This window comes from Serratia sp. 3ACOL1 (genome assembly GCF_003668775.1).
GTDB lineage: Bacteria > Pseudomonadota > Gammaproteobacteria > Enterobacterales > Enterobacteriaceae > Chania > Chania fonticola.
Genome location: NZ_CP033055.1, coordinates 4,083,133 through 4,105,305 on the forward strand (window position 1 = coordinate 4,083,133; position 22,173 = coordinate 4,105,305).

Annotated in this window: 18 protein-coding genes and 1 pseudogene; 4 read left to right on the plus strand and 15 right to left on the minus strand. The window is 56.6% G+C overall.

Going from position 1 to position 22,173, the window contains the following annotated elements; genetic code table 11:
* Window positions 1-301: 301 nt before the first annotated feature.
* The 11 genes from ugpQ to D9980_RS18480 all read right to left on the minus strand — a co-directional run bounded on the left by ugpQ (window position 302) and on the right by D9980_RS18480 (window position 11,696).
* On the minus strand, window positions 302-1,039 hold the full coding sequence (gene ugpQ / locus D9980_RS18430) for a glycerophosphodiester phosphodiesterase (RefSeq protein WP_024484626.1): 738 nt from the start codon (window positions 1,037-1,039) through the stop codon (window positions 302-304).
* Window positions 1,039-2,112 (minus strand): sn-glycerol-3-phosphate import ATP-binding protein UgpC, encoded by a 1,074-nt coding sequence (locus tag D9980_RS18435; RefSeq protein ID WP_024484627.1) that lies wholly within the window; start codon window positions 2,110-2,112, stop codon window positions 1,039-1,041. The genes ugpQ and D9980_RS18435 overlap by 1 nt, the downstream gene beginning before the upstream one ends.
* A 5-nt stretch (window positions 2,113-2,117) precedes the next feature.
* Entirely contained in the window at window positions 2,118-2,963 is an 846-nt protein-coding gene (gene ugpE, locus D9980_RS18440) for a sn-glycerol-3-phosphate ABC transporter permease UgpE (protein ID WP_121608069.1), read from the minus strand.
* On the minus strand, window positions 2,960-3,847 hold the full coding sequence (ugpA, locus tag D9980_RS18445) for a sn-glycerol-3-phosphate ABC transporter permease UgpA (RefSeq protein ID WP_021181493.1): 888 nt from the start codon (window positions 3,845-3,847) through the stop codon (window positions 2,960-2,962). The genes ugpE and ugpA overlap by 4 nt, the downstream gene beginning before the upstream one ends.
* A gap of 115 nt (window positions 3,848-3,962) precedes the next feature.
* Window positions 3,963-5,282, minus strand: a complete 1,320-nt coding sequence (ugpB, locus tag D9980_RS18450; RefSeq protein ID WP_024484629.1) for a sn-glycerol-3-phosphate ABC transporter substrate-binding protein UgpB — start codon at window positions 5,280-5,282, stop codon at window positions 3,963-3,965.
* Between the two features lie 193 nt (window positions 5,283-5,475).
* The gene (locus D9980_RS18455) at window positions 5,476-6,663 is read right to left on the minus strand and encodes a PLP-dependent aminotransferase family protein (RefSeq protein WP_024484630.1); all 1,188 of its coding nucleotides are present in this window, start codon (window positions 6,661-6,663) and stop codon (window positions 5,476-5,478) included.
* A 92-nt stretch (window positions 6,664-6,755) separates the two neighbouring features.
* A complete protein-coding gene (livF, locus tag D9980_RS18460; protein ID WP_121608070.1) occupies window positions 6,756-7,457 on the minus strand; it encodes a high-affinity branched-chain amino acid ABC transporter ATP-binding protein LivF in 702 nt (233 codons plus the stop codon).
* Window positions 7,458-7,461: 4 nt separating this feature from the next.
* Window positions 7,462-8,229 carry a high-affinity branched-chain amino acid ABC transporter ATP-binding protein LivG gene (gene livG / locus D9980_RS18465; protein WP_121608071.1) on the minus strand — a complete coding sequence of 256 codons (768 nt, stop codon included), beginning with the start codon at window positions 8,227-8,229 and terminating at the stop codon, window positions 7,462-7,464.
* On the minus strand, window positions 8,226-9,509 hold the full coding sequence (locus D9980_RS18470; RefSeq protein ID WP_024484632.1) for a high-affinity branched-chain amino acid ABC transporter permease LivM: 1,284 nt from the start codon (window positions 9,507-9,509) through the stop codon (window positions 8,226-8,228). Before D9980_RS18470 ends, livG begins: the two co-directional genes overlap by 4 nt.
* Window positions 9,506-10,432, minus strand: a complete 927-nt coding sequence (gene livH, locus D9980_RS18475) for a high-affinity branched-chain amino acid ABC transporter permease LivH (protein ID WP_024484633.1) — start codon at window positions 10,430-10,432, stop codon at window positions 9,506-9,508. The genes D9980_RS18470 and livH overlap by 4 nt, the downstream gene beginning before the upstream one ends.
* A 148-nt stretch (window positions 10,433-10,580) precedes the next feature.
* Window positions 10,581-11,696, minus strand: coding sequence for a branched-chain amino acid ABC transporter substrate-binding protein (locus tag D9980_RS18480; protein WP_024484634.1), 1,116 nt, complete (start codon window positions 11,694-11,696; stop codon window positions 10,581-10,583).
* A gap of 463 nt (window positions 11,697-12,159) precedes the next feature.
* On the opposite strand from D9980_RS18480, the gene panM reads away from it, so the two are divergent.
* The 4 genes and pseudogenes from panM (at window position 12,160) to D9980_RS18500 (ending at window position 17,348) form a co-directional block, all read left to right on the plus strand.
* A complete protein-coding gene (panM, locus tag D9980_RS18485) occupies window positions 12,160-12,552 on the plus strand; it encodes an aspartate 1-decarboxylase autocleavage activator PanM (RefSeq protein ID WP_121608072.1) in 393 nt (130 codons plus the stop codon).
* Complete coding sequence (locus D9980_RS18490) at window positions 12,549-13,766, plus strand: DUF3142 domain-containing protein (protein WP_121608073.1); 1,218 nt, start codon at window positions 12,549-12,551, stop codon at window positions 13,764-13,766. Before panM ends, D9980_RS18490 begins: the two co-directional genes overlap by 4 nt.
* Window positions 13,753-15,828, plus strand: a complete 2,076-nt coding sequence (locus tag D9980_RS18495) for a hypothetical protein (protein ID WP_121608074.1) — start codon at window positions 13,753-13,755, stop codon at window positions 15,826-15,828. Before D9980_RS18490 ends, D9980_RS18495 begins: the two co-directional genes overlap by 14 nt.
* A gap of 140 nt (window positions 15,829-15,968) precedes the next feature.
* Window positions 15,969-17,348: pseudogene (locus D9980_RS18500) on the plus strand (IS4 family transposase).
* Window positions 17,349-17,695: 347 nt separating this feature from the next.
* Here the strand turns inward: D9980_RS18500 and rpoH are convergent.
* The 4 genes from rpoH to ftsY all read right to left on the minus strand — a co-directional run bounded on the left by rpoH (window position 17,696) and on the right by ftsY (window position 22,041).
* Window positions 17,696-18,553, minus strand: a complete 858-nt coding sequence (gene rpoH / locus D9980_RS18505) for an RNA polymerase sigma factor RpoH (protein ID WP_021181503.1) — start codon at window positions 18,551-18,553, stop codon at window positions 17,696-17,698.
* 314 nt (window positions 18,554-18,867) lie between these two features.
* Window positions 18,868-19,821 carry a permease-like cell division protein FtsX gene (ftsX, locus tag D9980_RS18510; RefSeq protein WP_024484638.1) on the minus strand — a complete coding sequence of 318 codons (954 nt, stop codon included), beginning with the start codon at window positions 19,819-19,821 and terminating at the stop codon, window positions 18,868-18,870.
* Complete coding sequence (gene ftsE, locus D9980_RS18515; RefSeq protein WP_021181505.1) at window positions 19,811-20,482, minus strand: cell division ATP-binding protein FtsE; 672 nt, start codon at window positions 20,480-20,482, stop codon at window positions 19,811-19,813. The genes ftsX and ftsE overlap by 11 nt, the downstream gene beginning before the upstream one ends.
* A gap of 5 nt (window positions 20,483-20,487) precedes the next feature.
* A complete protein-coding gene (gene ftsY, locus D9980_RS18520; RefSeq protein WP_121608075.1) occupies window positions 20,488-22,041 on the minus strand; it encodes a signal recognition particle-docking protein FtsY in 1,554 nt (517 codons plus the stop codon).
* Window positions 22,042-22,173 lie beyond the last annotated feature (132 nt).

The following is a 22,173-nucleotide window of genomic DNA, read 5'->3' on the forward strand; positions in this document are numbered from 1 at the left end:
AGGGAGAGGGGACCGATCGAGCTCGCTGATGATCCGATCGAACCCTCTGATATCCCGGAAGAAACTCGGGCTAACACAATGCACGGACTGGCTCCTATCCCTGTGGGAGAGGGGACCGATCGAGTTCGCTGATACTCCGGAGAAATTCAGGCTAACCCAGTGTCCAGACTGACAGCGAAATCCGATCGAACCCTCTGATATCCCGGAAGAAACTCGGGCTAACACAGTGCCCGGACTGGCTCCCTCTCCCTGTGGGAGAGGGTCGGGGTGAGGGGTAATCTTTATATTATAAATTAAACAGTTAAAAATCCGGGCCGATCAAATCTATCCGGTCGGTACAAATACAGTCAACGCCCCAATTCAACAATAAGCGTGCCCGCTCCGGCTTATTGACGGTATACACCAGAATACGCAGCCCAGCGTCTTTTAGCGCCGCGACACGCTCTGCGGTCAGTTCTTTATGATTAATATGCAGCGAGACACAGCCCAGACGCTCGGTCAGCTCACGCCAATTGTCATCCCACTTGTCCAGCAACAGGCCGCGCGGCAGTTCTGGGGCGGTCTGCTGTGCCGCTGCCAGGGCTTCCACCGAGAACGAAGAAAGCAGCGGATCGGTTTGCCCCTGCCACAGCATGCTGGCAGCAAACGCCACCACGCGGCCGGTTTCTTCGTCGCTGCCGGTGGTTGGCTTGATTTCAATATTGGCCATCATGCCATGCTGCTTACAGCGCTCCGCCACATCCGACAGCAGCGGCAAACGCTCCCCTTTAAAGGCTGAGCTGTACCAATCACCGGCATCCAGCTCTACCAGCTTTTCCCATGGCAGTTCACCCGCCACACCCCAACCGTTGCTAGTGCGTTCGAGCGTGTCATCATGCAGCAGGAAGATCTGCCCGTCCTGCGCCAGTTTGGCGTCAAACTCAATCATCTTGTGGCCATGACGCGCGCCGACATCAATCGCCGCCAGGGTATTTTCCGGTGCCAGAGAACCGCCGCCGCGATGAGCGACAATATGGGGATAAGGCCAGGCTGTAGTCATCAATCCATCCGTGTTCCGCTGTGGGTAGCAAAAAAGTGCAGCGCCGACGCAGGCAGCTGTAAATATAGGGTACTGCCCGCAGGTGGCAGGGTTTCATGGCTCAGGCGGACGATCACGCCTGAACTCCCCCATTGGCCATGCGCCAGGTTATCGGCACCGAGCAGTTCCAGCGTTTGCAGTTCTAGCGGAATACCGCCCTGCTCGCGCGTACTCAGTTGAATATGCTCCGGTCGGATACCCAACGTCAACTCCTGTCCGCCCCACTGTGGCCGAGGTTCTGGCAGATCCAGCGCCATGCCACCGGCCAATTGCAGTTGCTTGCCGTCCGCACTCAGCGTGCCAGGCAACAAGTTCATCGCCGGGGAGCCGATAAAGCTGGCAACAAACAGCGTCGCCGGGCGTTGATAAACCTCACTTGGCGTACCAATCTGCTCCGCCACGCCTTTATTCATCACGATCACCCGCTGCGCCAGCGTCATCGCTTCAACCTGATCGTGGGTAACATACAGGCTGGTGGTTTTCAGGCGGCGATGCAGTTGCTGCAATTCCAGGCGCATCTGGACACGCAATTTGGCGTCCAGGTTGGAGAGCGGCTCATCAAACAGAAATACCGCCGGTTCGCGCACAATCGCGCGCCCCATCGCCACCCGCTGGCGCTGGCCACCGGAAAGCTCACGCGGTTTGCGTTGCAGCAGCGGTTCCAACTCCAGAATACGCGCGGCCTCTTCTACCCGTTGACGGATGTGCTGTTTGCCAAAGCCACGGATTTTCAGGCCATAGGCCATGTTGTCGTACACGCTCATATGGGGATACAGCGCGTAGTTCTGGAACACCATAGCGATGCCGCGATCTTTCGGTTCCAGATCGGTCACGCGCTGGCTATCAATATAGATATCCCCGCTGGTGGTGCGCTCCAGTCCTGCCACCATCCGCAGCAGCGTCGATTTGCCACAGCCGGAGGGGCCAACCATCACAATAAATTCGCCGTCAGCCACGTCGAGATCGATCTGCTTGATCACCGGCGTTTTGCCGTCGTAAGACTTGGTGACCGCCTGTAGTTTTAAACCTGCCATATTCGTTACTTCTCGCTATCAACCAGACCGCGCACAAACCAGCGCTGCATCAGAAGAACCACCGCCAACGGCGGGATCAAAGTCAAAATCATTGCCGCCATCACCTGATTCCACTGGGTCGGCGCGCCGGAGGTAGAGATCATGCTGCGGATCCCCGCTACCGCCGTGCTCATTGAGGCGTCACTGGTGACCAGGATCGGCCACAGGTACTGGTTCCAGCCGTAGATGAAGGTGATGACAAACAGCGCCGCCAGATTGGTTTTCGACAGCGGCAACACAATGTCCCAAAAGAAGCGCATCGGCCCGGCTCCGTCGATGCGTGCAGCCTCTAGCAGCTCATCCGGCAGGGTCATAAAGAACTGACGCAGCAGGAAGGTGGCCGTGGCCGATGCCATCAGGGGCAGCGTGAGACCGGTGTAGCTATCCAGCAGGTTGAGGTTGGAGATCACTTCCACCGTCGGGAAGATACGCACCTCGACCGGCAGCATCAGCGTCATGAAAATCAGCCAGAAGAACAGGCTACGCAGCGGAAAACGGAAATAGACGATGGCATAGGCGGAAAGCACCGAGACCACGATCTTGCCGCAGGTGATCGCCAGCGCCATGATCACACTGTTGAGCAGCAGCATCGAGAACGGCACCTTGAGGGTACCCACACCGCCCTGCCAGATATGGCGGATGTTGTCCCAAAGGTGGCCTCCGGGGACCAGCGTCATAGGCACCTGAAACACCAGCTGATCGTCCAGCGTAGCGGCCACAAAGGCCACATATAGCGGAAACAGCACCACCAGCACGCCAACAATCAGTATCGTATGGCTGAAGATATCCAGCCCGCGTCGGTTCTCAATCATTGGTAACGCACCTTACGTTCGACAAAGCGGAACTGGATCACCGTCAGGCCAATCACCAGCAACATCAGCACCACCGACTGCGCCGCCGAGCTGGACAGATCCAGACCGGCAAAGCCTTCACGATAGATTTTGTACACCAGCGTAGTGGTCGATTGCACCGGCCCACCGCCGGTAGCGGCGTCGATAACCGGGAAGGTGTCGAAGAAGGCATACACCAGGTTGACCACCAGCAGGAAGAAGCTCACCGGCGTGATCAGCGGCAGCACCAGATTGAAGAAACGCCGCACCGGGCCAGCCCCGTCGATCGCCGCCGCTTCCACCAGAGAACGCGGGATAGATTGCAACGCGGCCAGGAAAAACAGGAAGTTATAGCTGATCTGCTGCCAAACCGATGCCAGCACCACCAGGAACATCGCCTGCCCACTGTTTTGCGCATGGTTCCAGTCGTAGCCGAAACCGGCGAGCACATGGGTGATCAGGCCCATGCCGGGGCTGAACAGGAAGATCCACAGCACCGCCGCTACCGCAGGGGCAACCGCATAGGGCAGGATCATCAACGTCTGATAGAAACGGCTGCCGCGCAGCACATAGTCCACCAGCGCGGCAAAGAACAGCGAGACCAGCAGGCCAACACCGGCCACCAGGAAGCTGAACAACAGCGTGGTGTAGAAAGAGTCCAGGTAATACGGGTCCTGGAACAGCTGTGTGAAGTTGTCCAACCCGACAAACTGGCTGGAAAGGCCAAACGGATCGACGCTTTGTACCGAGTACCACAGCGCCTGACCGGCAGGCCACAGGAAGAAAACGACGGTGATCAGCAGTTGTGGCAGCACCAACACATAGGGCAGCCAGCTACAGCCGAAGCCGGGACGGGATGATGACATAGAGTTAACCGTTAAATGGGGATGAGGATCGGTAGCAGCCCCTCACCCCAGCCCTCTCCCAAAGGGAGAGGGAGTGGATCGATGTCGTTTGGCAAAAGAACGCCCAATCTGACGCTTACTTGGTGGAGGCCTCAAAGCGGCGCAGCAACACGTCACCGCGCTGTACGGCGGCATCCAGCGCCTGCTGTGGGGTTTTCTTATCGGTCCACACGCTTTCCAGCTCTTCATCCACCACGGTACGGATCTGCGGCATATTGCCCAGACGCAGCCCTTTGGTGAACGCCAACGGTGGTTTGTTCAGCATCTGGCGGGTGGCCACATCGGCCCCTGGGTTTTTGTCGTAGAAGCCCTGCTGCTTGGTCATTTCATAGGCGGCAGTGGTGATCGGTAAGTAGCCGGTCTTTTGATGCCATTCGGCGGCAATCTCAGGCTGGGCCAGATATTGCAGGAACTCCGCCACGCCTTTGTAGGTCGCCGCATCTTTGCCGTTCATCACCCACAGGCTGGCCCCGCCGATAATGGCGTTCTGCGGTGCATTTTTGGCGTCAGCATCGTAAGGCATCATGCCCACGCCGAAATCAAACTTGGCGTATTTGCGGATACTGGCTAACGAGCCGGAAGAAGCAGTCGCCATGGCGCAGTCGCCGTTGTAGAACTTCTCGGTCGGTTCGTCCTTGCGGCCAAAGTAGGTGAAGTCACCCTTCTTGTTCATGTCTTGCAGGAACTGAATATGTTTAACCTGCAGCGGCTGGTTGAACTCCAGCTTGGCATTGGTGCCACCAAAGCCGTTGTTTTCACTGGCGAACGGCACGCCATGCCAGGCGCTGAAGTTCTCCAGTTGGATCCAACCCAACCAACCGCTGGTGTAGCCGCACTTCATGCCAGCCGCGCGCAGTTTGGCGGCATCGGCCGCCAGTTCCTGCCAGGTTTTCGGTGGCTGATCCGGGTTCAAGCCCGCTTTCTTGAAGGCGTCTTTGTTGTAATACAGCACCGGGGTGGAGCTGTTGAAAGGCTGGGACAGCAGATGGCCGCTCTTGTTATCGGTGTAGTATCCGGCCACGGTCGGCACAAACACCGACTCATCGAACTTGATGCCCGACTCCTGGAACACCTGATACACCGGTTTGATCGCCTTGCTCGCCATCATGGTGGCGGTGCCCACTTCGTACACTTGCAGGATCGCCGGTGCCTTGCCGGAACGGTAAGCGGCAATGCCCGCCGCCAGGCTCTGTTCGTAGTTGCCTTTATAAACCGGGACGATCTTCACATCGCTGTGAGTTTGGTTGAAACGGTCTGCCAGAGAGTCGACTTCGGTACCCAGTTCCCCTTCCATCGAATGCCAGAATGGGATCTCGGTGGCAGCTATTGCATGGCCGCTGACCGCCAGGGCCAAGGTAACGCACAACGTGGTTTTTTTAATCGCGTGAGCAAACATGCCTAACTCCTGAAAAAGCTGGTGTGATCAAAACGCGTGAGCGAAAAGAAACAGTTTTTGTTCGGATGCTAAACATGCCATGCGCGGATGACAGAAAAATAACTCTGGCGTGACAGCTAGATGACAGCGAGGTGAAGTGCAGATGGCGGTTTGATGTCGGCGGTAGGGAATTCACCCCACCGCCGCAGAGAGATTACAGCGAACGACGCAGGCGGGCGACGGCCTCTTGCATCTGTTGTTCGGTTGCCGTGGCAAACGACAGACGGAAGGTAGAGCGATCCGGTTTGTCAGAGAAGAAGTATTCTCCCGGCACAAACACCACGCCCTGCTTCAGGGTGGTTTTCAGCCACTCGGTGGCATCGAATTGCTGACGGAAGCGCGCCCACAGGAACATGCCGCCTTTCGGCATATCAAAGCTGATCACATCACCCAGCTCTTTTTCCACCAACCCGGCCAGGATCTCGCCTTTGTGCTTGTAGGCCGCGCGGATCTTTTCGATCTGCGCCGGTAAACGATCCAGCCCCAGGTAACATTCGACGATGCTCTGCGACAGCGCGCTGGCATGCAGATCCGCCGCCTGCTTGATGATCGCCACTTTATGCAGCAGGAATGGCGGCAGGATGGCCCAACCCAGGCGCAGGCCCGGAGCCAGGATCTTCGAGAAGGTGGAGGTATAGATAATGTTTTCGGTATGGCCCAGCACCTGCTGCGAAACCTGATACAGCGTAGCATTACGCTCTTCGGTGAAGCGCAGCTCGCCGTACGGGTCATCCTCGATAATCAGGAAGTTATGCTCTACCGCCAGTTTCACTAACTGCTCACGGCGTGCGGCGCTCAGGGTCAGGCCGCTCGGGTTGCCGAAGTTCGGCACCACGTACACCCCTTTGATCTTCTGGGTTTTCAGCAGTTCAGCCAGTTCATCCACTACCATGCCGTCGCTGTCGGAAGAGACGGACATGACGTTGGCTTCCGCCAGTTCCAGCGTTTGCAGCGCCGCCAGATAGGTCGGGCGCTCTACCACAAACACATCACCAGGGTTAATCACCGCACGCATCACCAGATCTAACGCCTGCTGGGAGCCTGCGGTCACCACGATATCTTCCGGCTTGGCATTAACGCCACGCTGTGCGCATAGGGTACAGATGCCTTCACGCAGCAGTTCGCTGCCTTCGGTCAGCCCATATTGGAAAGCGCTTTTTGGTTGTTCGGTAATAGCCTGCTGGGTAGCAATGCTCAATCCTTCGAAGTCAAACAGCGCATCAGAGGGAATGCCACCCGCCAGCGAAATGACGTTTTCCATTTTGCTGTGCTTGAGCAATTCGCGGATTGCCGAGCTTTTGACCTTTACGATGCGCTGCGCGAGTAGTCCTTCTGTCTTCATTGCTTGTTCTCGTAATCGTTAAAATATGGGCGCAACACGTTCTGGTACACCCTGATAGGCAGCCGGGTCGAACATGTTCGATCCCTACCGATTCATCCGCCCAAATACGCCGACCGTACTGCTTCGTTTGCTAATAATGCGGCCCCCGTATCTTCCAACACCACGCGCCCGTTTTCCAGCACATAACCACGATCCGCCAGTTTTAGTGCCTGATTGGCGTTTTGTTCCACCAGGAAGATGGTCATCCCCTCTTCGCGCAGCTGTTGGATGATGTCGAAAATCTGCTGGATGATGATGGGGGCCAGCCCGAGTGAAGGCTCGTCCAACAGCAGCAACTTTGGCTGGCTCATCAGCGCACGGCCAATCGCCAGCATCTGCTGCTCACCGCCGGACATAGTGCCAGAGCGCTGGCTGCGGCGCTCCAGCAGACGTGGAAACAGGGTAAATACCCGCTCGATACGTTGATGATACTGCTCGCGATCGGCAAAGAAACCGCCCATCGCCAAGTTCTCTTCCACCGTCATGCGTGAGAACACCCGCCGCCCTTCCGGTACGATCGCCACGGCCTCGCGCATGATGCGCGCTGTCTGCCACTGAGTGATGTCCTGATCCATCAAGGTGATGGTCCCTTCGCTGGCCCTTGGGTCGCCGCATAGCGTGCCGAGCAGGGTGGTTTTACCAGCACCGTTGGCGCCGATCAGGGTGACAATCTCCCCCTGTTGAATGTTCAGGCTGACCTGGTGCAGCGCCTGAATTTTGCCGTAATGGGCGGAAACCTGATTAAATGACAACATATGCTTATTCGCCCAGATAGGCCCGGATCACGTCCGGGTTATTGCGGATTTCTGCCGGTGAGCCTTGTGCCAACGGCGTTCCCTGATTCACCACGTAGATGCGATCGGAAATCCCCATCACCAGTTTCATATCGTGCTCAATCAACAGCACCGATACCTGGTGCTGGTCACGCAGCTCGACGATCAGATGATCCAGCTCATCGGTTTCTTTCGGGTTCAGGCCCGCCGCCGGTTCATCCAGCATCAATAGTTCCGGGCGCGTTACCATGCAGCGGGCGATCTCCAGCCGACGCTGCTGGCCATAGGCCAGATTACCCGCCGAACGGTTAGCCATGTCTAAAAGACCCACACGCTCCAGCCACACCGCCGCACGCTCAAGCGCATCGGCCTCTGCACGGCGGAACGCCGGGGTTTTCAGCAAACCGGCAAACACGCCACTTTTCAGATGCTGATGTTGGGCCACCAGCAGGTTTTCAATCACCGTCATTTCACGGAACAACCGCACGTGCTGGAAGGTACGTACCACGCCCATGCGGGCGATAGTCTGGCCTGAAAGCCCTTCCAGATGGCGATCGCGCAGTTTGATGGTGCCGCTGGTCGGGCGATAGAACCCGGTCAGGCAGTTGAACACCGTGGTCTTGCCTGCGCCGTTCGGGCCAATCAACGAAACAATCTCACCTTGATGCAGTTCCAGCGCGACGTTGTTTACCGCCAGCAAACCGCCAAAACGCATCGAAAGCCCGGCGACCGCCAGTAAAGGTTGAGTACTCATGCCTGCTCCCCCTTCACGGCTTTGATATCAGCCACTTTCAGCTTCAACTGCGGGCGTTTCATCGGCAGCAGCCCCTGTGGCCGCCAAATCATCATCAAGACCATCAGCGCCCCCAGCAGCAACATGCTGTATTCATTCAGATCGCGCATCATCTCACGGGACACTACCAGCAGGATCGCCGCCAGGATCACCGCAAACTGTGAGCCCATGCCGCCCAACACCACGATCGCCAGCACAAAGGCCGACTCCACAAAGGTGAAGGATTCCGGGCTGACAAACCCCTGACGTGCGGCAAACAGCGTACCGGCGAAACCGGCAAAGGCGGCACTGATGGTGAAGGCGGTCAGTTTGATTTTGGTCGGGCTCAAGCCCAGTGAACGGCAAGCAATTTCATCTTCGCGCAACGCTTCCCAGGCACGGCCCAGCGGCATGCGCAGCAGGCGGTTAATCACAAACAGCGTCAATATCACCAGCAGCAGCGCTACCAGGTAGAGGAACACTATGCGATCACTGGGATCATATTTCAGGCCAAAGAAGTTATGGAAGGTATCCCAGCCGCCATCGCGAGCACTGCGGTTAAACTCCAGACCAAAAAAGGTAGGTTTCGGGATCTGGCTGATGCCGTTCGGCCCGCCGGTAATTTCGGTGTTGTTCAGCAGCAGAATACGGACGATTTCACCAAAGCCGAGCGTGACGATCGCCAGATAGTCTCCCCGCAGGCGTAATACCGGGAAACCAAGCAGGAAGCCGAAGATAGCGGTGACAATTCCCGCCAGCGGCAGGCTTTCCCAGAACCCCAGGCCGTAGTAATGGTTCAGCAATGCGTAGGTATAAGCACCGATGGCGTAAAAGCCGCCGTAACCCAGCACTAACAGGCCGGAAAGGCCGACCACCACGTTCAGGCCCAGCCCCAGCATCACGTAGATCAGCGTCAGGGTGGCAATATCTACCGTGCCGCGCGACACCAGGAACGGCCAGACGACGGCGGCAATGATGATCGCCGCTGCCAGCACCTTCTGGCGCATTGTGGAACCGTCAAAGCTGGGTAATACAAACGACGGGCCGGAGATTTTCTTCATCCCATGCTGCATCAGCGGACGCAGCAGTTGGAAGAAGAACACCACCACACAACCGATACCAATCCACATCCAGCGCACTTCGGCAGCACCGTGCACCACCAGCTTGGTACCGTCGAGGCTCAGTTGCATCCCCATCAGGAAGGAGGCCATGACAAACAGGACGACCGTGGCAATACAGGCGTTAAGCAGACCGAGTTTCATACTTTCTCAACCTCCGGACGCCCAAGGATACCGGTTGGCATCACCAGCAACACCACAATCAGCAAGGCGAAGGACACCGCGTCTTTGTATTCGGTGCTCAGATAGGCCGAGGTGAGCGCTTCAGCCACGCCCAGCACCAGCCCGCCGATCATCGCCCCAGGAATGCTGCCAATCCCGCCCAGTACCGCCGCGGTGAAGGCTTTCATCCCGGCCATAAAGCCGATGTAAGGGTTGATCACGCCGTAGAACTGGCCGAGCAGCACACCCGCCACCGCCGCCATTACCGCGCCGATCACGAAGGTGAGCGAAATCACCCGGTCGGTATTGATACCCAGCAGGCTGGCCATCTTCAAATCTTCCGCACAGGCACGGCAGGCGCGGCCCATTCGCGAATAACGGATAAACATCGTCAGTGCCAGCATCGCCAGGAAGGTGACCACCCAGATGATGAGCTGCATGGTGCTGATGGTCGCGGCAAAGCCGTTGCTCTCACCCAACACCCATTGGCCGGTGACCAGGCTTGGCAGCGCCACATCACGCGAACCCTGCGTCAGGCTGACGTAGTTTTGCAGGAATATCGACATCCCGATGGCGGAGATCAGCGCAATCAGGCGCTTGGAGCTGCGCACCGGTTTGTAGGCCACCCGTTCGATGCTCCAGCCATAGGCGCTGGCAATCACGATCGACACCAGGAACGCTGCGCCGATCAGCAGCCAACCCACGTCGATGCCGATCATCATCAGGGCGGCGATCACGATAAAGGAGACATAGCTGCCGATCATATATACCTCGCCGTGGGCGAAGTTGATCATGCCGATAATGCCGTAGACCATGGTGTAACCGATGGCGATCAATGCATAGGTGCTGCCCAGCGTCACGCCGTTGAACATCTGCTGCAGAAAATAGAGAAACTGCTCTGACATACTCTGACCTTCTAAGGTGTTGTACTGGCCGACAAAGAGCGGCCCAACGGCCTGCTGACGTTGCAGGCACCGGGAATACCCGGTTTGTAGATTTTGCTGTCAAGGTGTCCTCCGCGCCCAAAAAATGCAGAGGCCACCTTAAACTGGCTTATTTTATCGGCGTTGATGAGCCGTCGGCATGCCATTCAAACACCCCGAACTCGAAGCCTTTCAGATCGCCTTTATCATCCCAGCTCAGTGGGCCCATGACGGTTGCCACCGGTTGGCCGGTTTTCAGATCTTTGACGATATCTGCCGGTTCCTGGCTACCGCTGCGCTCCATCCCGGTGACCAGCGATTGCAGTGCTGCATAGGTGGTCCAGACAAATGGCCCTGTCGGATCCAGCTTCTTGGCTTTTAATGCATCAACCACCGGCTGGTTGGCTGGCACCTGATCGTAACGTTTTGGCAGCGTCACCAGCATGCCTTCAGACGCGGCACCGGCGATGTTGGACAGCGAGGAGTTACCCACACCTTCTGGCCCCATGAAGCGAGTAGTCATGCCCGCCTGTTTGGCCTGACGCAGGATCTGCCCCATCTCCGGGTAGTAACCGCCGAAATAGACGAAATCGACGTTTTCTTTCTTCAGACGAGCTACCAAGGTAGAGAAATCTTTATCCCCAGCGGTGATACCTTCAAACAGCACTACGTCGGTACCCTGCTTTTTCAGGCTGTCACGCACTGAACGCGCCAGGCCTTCACCGTATTGCTGCTTGTCGTGGACCACAGCGATGCGCTTGGGCTTGATTTCGTTGAGGATATAGCTGGCAGCCGTTGGGCCTTGATCGGAATCCAGGCCAGTGGTGCGCAGGATCATCTTGTAACCACGGGTGGTCAGATCGGCGTTGGTCGCCGCCGGGGTGATCATAATCACGCCTTCATCTTCATAGATGTCGGAGGCCGGCTGGGTCGAAGAAGAGCACAGGTGGCCGATCACGTAACGAATACCGTCATTGATGACCTTGTTGGCTACCGCTACCGCCTGTTTCGGGTCACAGGCATCGTCATACTCTACCGCCACCAGCTTATCGCCCTTGATCCCGCCTTTGGCGTTGATATCGGCAATCGCCTGACGCGCACCGGTGAACTCCATATCACCATACTGCGCCACCGGGCCGGACATGGCGCCCACTACGGCAATCTTGATGTCTTTTGCCACAGCGACATGGCCGATAGCCATCGCGATACAACCGGCCAGCAGCGCTTTACCCTTTGTTAATTTCATCCGCATATTCCCCATCTGTCGTTGTGAGTGTTTCTGTTGTATTTGTCACACCTAATCATTGTTTCTACCCGGCAGATTGCAAGTAACGGCCAACTGACTGTGGCTTGCAAAACGCCGGTAAATCGCTTTTATCTATAAGTAATAATGATTTAGGTAGATTCGCGACAATATTTTCTAATAAGACTTTATTTTTCATGCCATTAAACAGGAGTTTTCTTCTGCAAAGCAACTCACAGCACCAGAAACAAGCGGTGTAAACAGGATAAAATCCGGATTAAATCTGCGCCGTTTAGCGCAAGGAACAGCGCGATATGCTGGTTAACACCTCGTTAACCAATCGTTTACTCGGAAAATGCCCGCAGCAAAAAACATTTCACGCAGGCCTCGTATAGAAAAACTTACACAACGCTCTGTGCAAGATCCATTACACTGTCGACATCCCTTATCGGTGCGGAAATCCGGCATGAAACTGACCATTGAACGCTTGACCAGCTTGTCCCCACAAGACCTTATCGACCTTGGTAAAATCTGGCCACATCAACAGCCTGAGCAGTGGCTAAGCTGGCTGGAAGAGGGTAAAGCACTGTTTGCCGCCCGCTTTAACGAGCGGCTGCTGGGGGCGGTAAAAATCGAGATAGCGGGCCAGAGCGCCCAATTGCACGATCTGCTGGTGCGCGAAGTGACGCGCCGCCGTGGCGTGGGGCTGTATCTGATGGAAGATACCCAACGCCAATTACCACAGGTGCAACATTGGCAACTGAATACTGCCGGGTTGGCCGCACGTGAACGAGGCGAGGTCGGCAACTTTATGCGTGCCTGCGGCTTCCAGGCTCAGGGCGATTGCTGGCAAAAATGAAACGTTGGATAGCTCTGATCGTCATTATGCTGCTCGCAGTCATGGCCTGGTTTGCAGGGCGCTACCAGGCAATGAATCTTCATCAGCCTTGGGATCAGCAGGCCTACGTTTGGCAAAGGGTGTGGACACCTCAACATGCCGAGGCGCTGGCTGCCAGCCGTGACCTGTTTACTACCCTGCGCGTGTTGGGTTTGCAGGTGCATCCCCGTGAGGGTTTCCGGGACATCACGGTCAATACCGCCCTGCTGAAACAGGATGGCCGCCCGCTATGGCTGGTAGTGCGGGTAGACGGGCAACTGATGCAGTTGGATGAGGCCGCCATCTATGCACGTCTGCAGCAACAGCTGCAACGCTGGCAGGAGGCCGGTTTACCGGTGATTGGCGTGGAGATCGACCATGACGCCGCTACCGCACGGCTACCCAAATATCAACAATTCCTGCGCCAACTGCGCCAACGGCTTCCCTCTTCATTACAGCTAGGCATCACCGCCCTGCCCGCCTGGATCGGCTCCCCAGCGCTGCCTGGCGTACTGCAACAGGTAGACAGCTCGGTGCTTCAGGTGCATGCGGTGCTCTCCCCCACACAAGGTTTATTCGACGGCCGGTTGGCGCAGGAGTGGACACGCCAGTACGCGCGCCTTAGCCCTAAACCCTTCCGTATCGCCCTGCCAGCCTACGGCATGGCTCTGCTAGGATTCGATGCCCAGGGGGCTCTGGTTGAGAGCGAAGTCTCGCAGCGCGTGGCGGGCAAGATTCAGGAGCTGACCGTAGCACCGCAGCAGGTTGCCGATTTCTTGCAGCAGCTCGCACAACGCCCACTGCCACATCTGCGCGGCATTATCTGGTTCCGCCTGCCGCTGGAAAACGATCGCCGCGCCTGGTCGATGGCTACGCTACGGGCAGTGATCCAACAGCAGCCATTGCTCGCCAACTGGCAGGTAAAATTTTTGCCGCAGCCACAGCAAAATGGGCTGTATGATTTGATTATCGAGAATCAGGGACCGGTGGATGCCCCGTTACCGCGTGAGATCCACATTCAGGCCGAAGGTTGCCTGGCCGCCGACGCGGTAGGCCATTACCAGTTGGCAACGCTATCGGACCCCCAACGCTTTATCCGCATTAGCGGCGATCAGCTACGAGCAGGGCAATCACGCCCCTTGGGCTGGCTACGCTGCCAACAGATCACGCCAGGAGGCACCCATGTCATACCTTGATTTGCACACAACAGGGCACCGTCGCCGTGCGCTCCCGTTAGCATCACTGATCGCTGCGGCATTGCTGGTGCCGCTGAGCGGCCAGGCCTGTGGGCCAGACTTCCCCAACCGCCTGCTGGTTAACCGCAACGGCACCCTGCTGTATATGCCTGAGGGCAACTTCGCTTTCGAAGCCACCCGTCTGGTGCCGGTAGACCCGCAGCTGCCACGCTGGCAGGCCCCGGCTCCGGCGACACCGCCAAAACCAATGCCCCTCTCGCCGGAACAGCAAGCCATTGCCCAGATGCGGGCAACCCAGACCGTTGAAGAAGCCGACGCGGTGAATGCGCAAGGGCTATCTAATGCCGCGCGCTTATATACGCTGGGGGCAGTGGCTTTTGCCGCAGAAGATCCCCGGGCGTCGCAATATTTCCAGCAGGTGTTGGCGTTGCCAGCCGCCGAGCAGGAAGCATGGGGGTTACGGGCACAATACTCGCTTGGCCGCCTGCTGATGGGCGATCATGGCACGCCGGAAAACGAATCCGGTAGCGAGCCGGTGGTGAAACATCCGGAGAAAGCACAGCTTGAGCAGGCCTTGGCCGCCTTCCAACAGGTGATCGACCAGGTGAAAAGTGGCACCGCCGATCCCGATCAACTGGCTCTGAGTAGCCTGGGCCAGCAAGCACGTATTCATTTGTGGCTCGGGGAAATCGCTCCGGCGGCACAGCTATATGCTCAGCAGGCCGCCCAAGGCGATCCCGATGGTGGCCTCTCGCTGCAGTATATCTCCACCTATCTGGTCAACCCGCAGCATGTGGAGGCGTTAAAACAGGCCATTCACGATCCGTTGGTGCAGCAGTTGGTCACCATTGAGCTGTTCGCCCGCAGCAGTAACCTGGAGATGTCCGGCATCATTAACGGTGAGACCGGCGCCAAACAGCTTGTCAATCAGACCCTGACGCTGCTGAATGACTCGGTTAAAAGTGGTTTCACCGGTAGCGACCGGCTGGCGGCGCTGGCCTATCGTTCCGGGCAATATGCCATGGCGGCCAACCTGCTGAAAAATGCGGGTGATGGCGGTTTAGCCTGGTGGTTACGTGCCAAAATGGCCCTGCGTGATGGTGATGTGAAAGCCGCCACTGCCGCCTATGCCAAAGCCGCAGCCGCATTCCCTACGGATGAAAGCTGGGGGGAGCAGCGTAACGAAGACTTCGCAGCCGAAATGATCGTGCCGGATTGCCGAGTTGCCGGCGAGCAGGCCATTCTGGCGCTGAACCGTGGCGACTATTTGCAAGCGATGGACCTGATGTATCGCGGTAAAGAAAACTACTGGGCAGACGTGGCGGATATCGCCGAGCGGGTGCTGACGGTCGATGAGCTGAAAGGCTTTGTGGATAAGCATGCACCAGCGCCGACCACGCCGCTCAAGCCGGTCAAACCTGACGAATACAATGGCGAGCGGATCAGCCAAGAGGTTCAACTGCGTGAATTGCTGGCACGGCGCATGATGCGCGCTGGCCGCTATGAGGAGGCGGTGAACTACTTTGCCATTCCGAACTACCGCCAAGCGGCGCAGGACTTTGCCAACCTGATGAAAGCGGCGAAGGATAAATCGGCAGATAAGAACGCACGCGCCAAAAGCTACTATCAGGCGGCGGCGCTGTTGCGTTCGCAGGGGTTGGATTTCACCGGTTACGAAATGACGCCGGATTACAATATTTATGGCGCGGGGTATTCCTATCTGGGAGATGCTTTCAACACCAAGGATATCAAAGACAAGAGTTGGATCAGCGCGGCGGAAGCGGCGCGGGCCAAGAAATCGTTGCCAGACGCGGATAACCGTTTCCTGCATTACCGCTGGCAGGCGGTGGATCTGGCGCAAAAGGCCGCCGATCTGCTGCCACCGAAAAGCCAGGCCTACGCTGCCGTGCTGTGTAATGCCGCTGGTTGGGTGATAGCCCGCGACGCCAAGACCGGCCGGGCGCTGTATCAGCGTTATATCAAGAACGGCACCCAATTTGAGTGGGGAACCAAGTTTGGCTACAACTGCCCGGCACCGGAGTTTGATACCGCAGCCAACTAGTGAACCGCCCCCTCACCCTAACCCTCTCCCACAGGGCTGTCTCTTATACACATTTCCCCGGCGCAAACGCCGGGGAGTTTTTGAACTTTCTCCCCGTCTGTTGATCTCTCTTTATATTCTCCTCTTCTTCGGTTTTTAGTATGGTGCTTTCTGATTGCTATTCATGGGCTAACGAGACTTTTGGTCTCGCTCAACTTGGCGACTATCGGCGAACTCAGCGTCTCGTCAAATTCACTGCCTCGTTGGCTAAAAAAACAGGACTTTCTATTGTGAAATCATCCCAAACCGCCGCTGAAGTTGAAGGGGCTTATCGTCTGATCCGCAACCCCAATGTCTCACCCGACGCCATTGCCGAGGCGGGCTTCAATGCGACGGCAAACGCTGCTCATACACACACGCTGCTCCTTGCACTGGAAGATACGACCTCTATTAACTTCGCCCATACCACCGCGTATGACGAGTTGGGGAACACCACAACCAGCAAGAATACTCATGGTCTACTCGCTCACTCCGTCCTGCTTTATGCTCCCGATGCCGCACAGTTCCTGGGACTTATCGACCAACATCGTTGGAGTCGTGAGGCTAATGAATACGGTAAAAAACACCAACGTAAACACGTGCCTTATGAAGAAAAAGAGAGTTACAAATGGCAACAGGCATCTGAACGAACGGCACAGCGGCTCGGTGACACACAAGCAAAAGTTATCTCCGTCTGTGATCGAGAAGCGGACATCTGGCATTACCTTGATTATAAAACGAAAAATAGACAGCGCTTCGTCGTTAGGGCGGCTCAGAACCGGTTGCTGAGTGGACAGGATAAAAAACTGTTGGAGTTGCCAGAAACACTAACAGAAGCAGGCAGTTATCTACTAAATGTGGTTCAGAAAGGCGGGCGTGCTGCGCGTGAGGCACAAATGAGTATCCGCTATAGCTCGGTCGAACTCAAAATGCCGGGGAGTACGTCAGAAGAGAACAGTGTCCCGCTGACATATATCTGCTGTCGTGAAGAAGCTGAAGAGGGAGCATGCTGGCATCTTCTGACATCAGAAAAAGTTACTTCAGCAGAAGAGGCTCGGGTCATTATCAGCTACTACGAGCGTCGCTGGTTGATAGAGGAATACCATAAAGCCTGGAAAAGCGGTGGAACGCAGGTGGAACAGTTGCGGATGCAAACGCGAGATAATCTGGAGCGAATGATCGTGATCCTGAGCTTTATAGCGGTACGTGTGTTGGCCTTACGCCAGGGCGGGTTGAGTGAAGAAACGCTCAATGAAAGCTGTGAACGGGTACTGAGTCCACTAGAATGGAAGCTGCTGTGGGTGAAACAGGAAGGTAAAACCTTGCCAAAGACGCCACCGAGCCTGAAGTGGGCGTACCTGAATCTGGCAAAGCTGGGGCGTTGGTATGACAGTAAACGAACGGGACGAGCGGGATGGGTGGTGATGTGAGAGGCATGGTTCAAGCTTCAGGACATCGTCGAAGGGTATAAACTGGCGAAGTCTCTTGATCAGGAGATCTGATCAAGAGACAGCCCACAGGGAGAGGGGACCGCCCGTGCCACAAATTAATCTCTGAGTTTGTTCTGCTGCCCCCCTATCGCCCCCTTCCCCACAGAAGCAGGTATTAGCGTGCTACAAGTTATCTCCTGCATCTAACTGAGGCTCCAGGCTAGGTCCCTCTCCCCCACACAAGTGTTTATGACGCCCTCGGGCATACAGTGGGAGAGGGCTGGGGTAAGGGGTAAAAAAGTTCTAAGCGGGCGCAGTATGCAGCGCACCTACCTACGTAGTGAGCAGGTAAGAAGCCGTGTGACAAAAACAGAAAAGCCCGGCAAGCCGGGCTTTTCGAGCGTTAAGCGCTATCGGTATCAGGCTTCGATCGCCATCTTCAGTTTCTTCATGGCGTTCTTTTCCAACTGGCGTACACGCTCGGCGGAAACGCCGTACTGATCGGCCAGCTCCTGCAGGGTGGACTTGTTGTCGTCGTCCAACCAACGGGCTCGAATGATATGCTGGCTACGCTCGTCCAGACCTTCCAGCGCGTAGGCCAGTTTGTCTGCGGCGTTGCTTTCCCAGTTATCTTCTTCGATCCCTTCGGCAAAGTCCGAGCTTTTATCTTGCAGGTAGAGCATCGGGGCCATGGCATGACCGTCACGCCCTTCGTCTTCCGGCGTTGGGTCAAAGGTCATGTCCTGTGCCGCCATGCGCGACTCCATCTCACGCACGTCTTTGCTGGTGACACCCAGCTCGCGCGCGACCAGCTCCACTTCATCCTGATTGAACCAGCCCAGACGCTGCTTGGTTTTACGCAGGTTGAAGAACAGCTTGCGCTGTGCCTTGGTGGTCGCCACTTTGACGATACGCCAGTTGCGCAGCACGTATTCGTGAATTTCTGCCTTGATCCAATGCACCGCAAAGGACACCAGACGTACGCCAACCTCTGGGTTGAAGCGACGCACAGCCTTCATCAGGCCGATATTACCTTCCTGGATAAGATCTGCCACCGGCAAACCGTACCCTGAATAGTTACGGGCAATATGAGCGACAAAGCGCAGGTGAGACAGGATGAGCTGCTTAGCTGCTTCCAGATCGCCCTGATAATGCAGCCGTTCAGCCAGTTCCCGCTCTTCCTCTGCCGTCAGCATCGGATAGGTGTTGGCTGCCCGCAGGTAGGCTTCCAAGCTGCCCTGTGGGACTAAGGCTAAAGTGCGCATTTCTTTGGTCATTCAAAACCCTCTCTTGATAAAACTGGTCATGCAGGTGATTTCACGGCGGGGAGCTATTGATCTTGCGGCAGTTGCTGTTGCAAAAGCGGGTCCACACGCCGGGCACCTAAACATTTGCTGCAGATTTGGACCGTGCTCAACCCCAAAAGTTCACCGTTTTTCACACACAGTGCACACGACAATACGTCATGCAAGCTCAGGTTGATTGGGAATTTGTGCGTTTGAGAAGAGATCGGAGATGTTGAGGTCTGGCAGCTCTTCTCCCGCAGCACGGCAACCGGGCCGCAGCAGGAGAAGAGTATACCAAAAATTCACTATTGTGGTGTAAATCGGCGTAAATGTTGCACGGTGGCCAACCAGGCGGCAATCCAGCCGATCATCGCCGAAATCAGCAGCAGCAACAGCGCCTCATCCCAACCCAGGCCATGCAGGGTAAAGGTGGTGCCAAATACCTTCGCCACGTTGGTCACCACCGACTCCAGCTTCCACACCAGTGCGCCAGATAGAACCAGCGACAACAGCGCGCCGAAGAAGCCGAGCATTGCACCACCGTTGAGGAACGGCCGCAGGATAAAGCCGTCGGTAGCACCGATCAACTTCATCACGTTGATGGTATCGCGACGGCTGAAGATGCTCAGACGCACGCTGTTACCAATCACCAGGAACACCGCAACCACCATCAGTATGCCGATCATCAAGGCCACTTGGCCCACCAATCCGGTCAGCGCCGCCAGGCGGGCAAACCAGCTGTCGTCCATCCTGACTTCATCCACGCCCTGCACCGCCGCTACGCGATCGCGCAGGGTGGTGAGCGTATCGGAACTCTGGAAACTCATCTGCGGCGTGACAATCGCCACGGCTGGCAGCGGGTTTTCTTCCAGCATATCCAGCGCGCCACCAAAGCCAGACCAGTTGCGGAACTCGCCCCGCGCCTCTTCACGCGACAGATAGTTCACCTTCTCCACCCCGGCCTCGGCCTTGATGGCATCCAGTACTTTGACCGCCGCGTCATCGTCGAGGGATTTATCCAGATACACCGTCAGCTGTGGCGTTGGGTACCACTGTGTCGCCGCGGTACTGACGTTCTTCCAGACGATGTAGCAAACGCTCGGCAGCGTCAGAGAAATGGCGATGACCATCACGGTCAGCAGCGTTGCCAGCGGTTGGCGCAGCATATCGGCAATGGCGTTCATCCAGGCATAGCGCCACTGTTCACGCCAGCCACCGCGCAGTGCCTTGCTCTTGGCGGTTTTTGCATTATTCGCCATGCTGTGCCCCCCCTACCATACGGCCCTGGCTCAGCGTCAGGATGCGGTAATTGCGCCGGGCGATCAGCCCGGTGTCGTGGGTTGCCATCAGCACCGTCACCCCAACGCGGTTAAACTCTTCAAACAGGCGCAGGATCCCTTCCGACAGGGCGTCGTCCAGGTTACCGGTCGGTTCATCCGCCAACAGCACCGCTGGCTTGTTCACCACCGCGCGGGCAATGCCAACGCGTTGCTGCTCACCACCGGACAGCTGAATGGGGAAGTTCTTCGCTTTATCCAGCAGCCCGACCTTGTCCAGCGCAGCCGAAACGCGGCGACGGATATCTTCGGTACTGGCTCCGGCGATGACCAGCGGCATCGCCACGTTGTCATACACCGTACGATCCAGCAGCAGATGGTGATCCTGGAAAATCATGCCGATCTGGCGGCGCAGGAAAGGCACCTCGCGGTTTTTCAACCGGCTGATGTCATGCCCGCCAAACCAGATATGACCGGCGCTTGGCCGCTCAATCCCACAAATCAGTTTCAGCAGGGTACTTTTCCCCGCGCCGGAATGGCCGGTCAGAAACGCCATCTCCGCCGGACGTAGATGAAAATCTACCCCCTGCAGGGCTTGCCGTCCGCCCAGATAAGCTTTACTGACCTGTTCAAAGCGAATCATCCGTATCAATCCTCTCGGGCAAAAAGTGCCTCAATAAAGTCATCAGCCTTAAACGGCCGCAAATCTTCGATGCCTTCACCAACGCCGATGTAACGGATCGGGATAGTAAACTGATCGGCGATGGAGAAGATCACCCCGCCTTTGGCTGTACCGTCCAGTTTAGTCAGCGTTATGCCGGTCAGGCCCACGGCTTCATTAAATAATTTCGCCTGGTTAACCGCATTTTGTCCGGTGCTGGCATCCAGAGTCAGCATAACCTCATGGGGGGCCTGCTCGTCCAGTTTTTTCATCACCCGCACGATCTTCTTCAGCTCTTCCATCAGGTGCGCCTTGTTCTGCAGGCGACCGGCAGTGTCGGCGATCAGCACATCGATATTACGGGCTTTAGCCGCCTGCACCGCGTCGAAGATCACCGAAGCGGAGTCGGCACCGGTATGCTGAGCGATGACCGGAATGCGGTTACGTTCGCCCCAGACCTGCAACTGCTCAACCGCTGCGGCGCGGAAAGTGTCGCCTGCGGCCAGCATCACCGATTTACCTTCTGCCTGGAACTGACGCGCCAGCTTGCCGATGGTGGTGGTTTTACCCACGCCGTTGACGCCAACCATCAGGATCACGAACGGCGTTTTGCCACCGACATCCAGTGGCTGATCCACCTTGGCGAGAATTTCCGCCATCTCTTCTTTCAGTTTGCCATACAGCGATTCGGCGTCTTTCAGCTGCTTACGGCTGGCGTGCAGAGTAAGAGACTCAATGATTTTACGAGTGGTTTCTACACCAACGTCGGCGATTAACAGCTGTTCTTCCAGCTCTTCGAACAGATCGTCGTCGATCTTCTTGCCGCGGAACAGGCCGATAAAACCGGAGCCCAGGTTCTGTTTGGTTTTCAGCAGGCTGCGTTTAAGACGGGCGAAGAAGCCTTCTTTGCTAGGGCGCTCTTGCTCTTGCGTTACCGCCGGAGCCAGCAGTTCAGGCTGTTCAGGTTCCAGTTCTGGCTCGATAACCTCTTCAATCACCGCTGGCTCAGGCTCGATAATCTCGGCAGGCACTTCGATAACCGCTTCAATCACCTCTGGCTCAGGTTCGATAATCTCGGCAGGCGCTTCGATTACCGCTTCAATCACTTCTGGCTCAGGTTCGATAATTTGGGCAGGCGTTTCGATTACCGCTTCAATCACTTCCGGCTCTGGCTCGATAATCTCAGCAGGCACTTCGATTACCGCTTCAATCAGCTCGGGTTCTTCTACTTGCGCGTCAGGCTGTTGCGCTACGGTGACTTCTTCGATCGCCACCGGCTCAGCATGGTGTTCATCCAGCGGCAGGATATTTTCGGTGATAGGCTCGCCGCTCAGGCTGCTATCCCACTCCCCTGGGGTATCTTTGGTGGCGGCTGGTGCAGATTCCTGGGGAGGAAGCTTATCGTCCAGTTTGGGGGCAGCCGGGGTTTCTGCGGCCTGCTGTTCCGCCGGTTCTACGGCAGATTCAGGTTGTTGCTGCTCTTCTTCCTTCTGGCCGAAGCCCAGCCAGGAGAAAAACCCACGTTTTTTATCTTTTGCCATGTTCTGACCCTACTCCGTACCAATGGCTTGCAAATGCGAAAAATTAATTCGCCGAGTCTATCACTTTCCCCGGCACAGCAACACGCATCGGCAATGCTTTCATAGAGGTAGTTTTGCTGTCCCCCCGGCCTA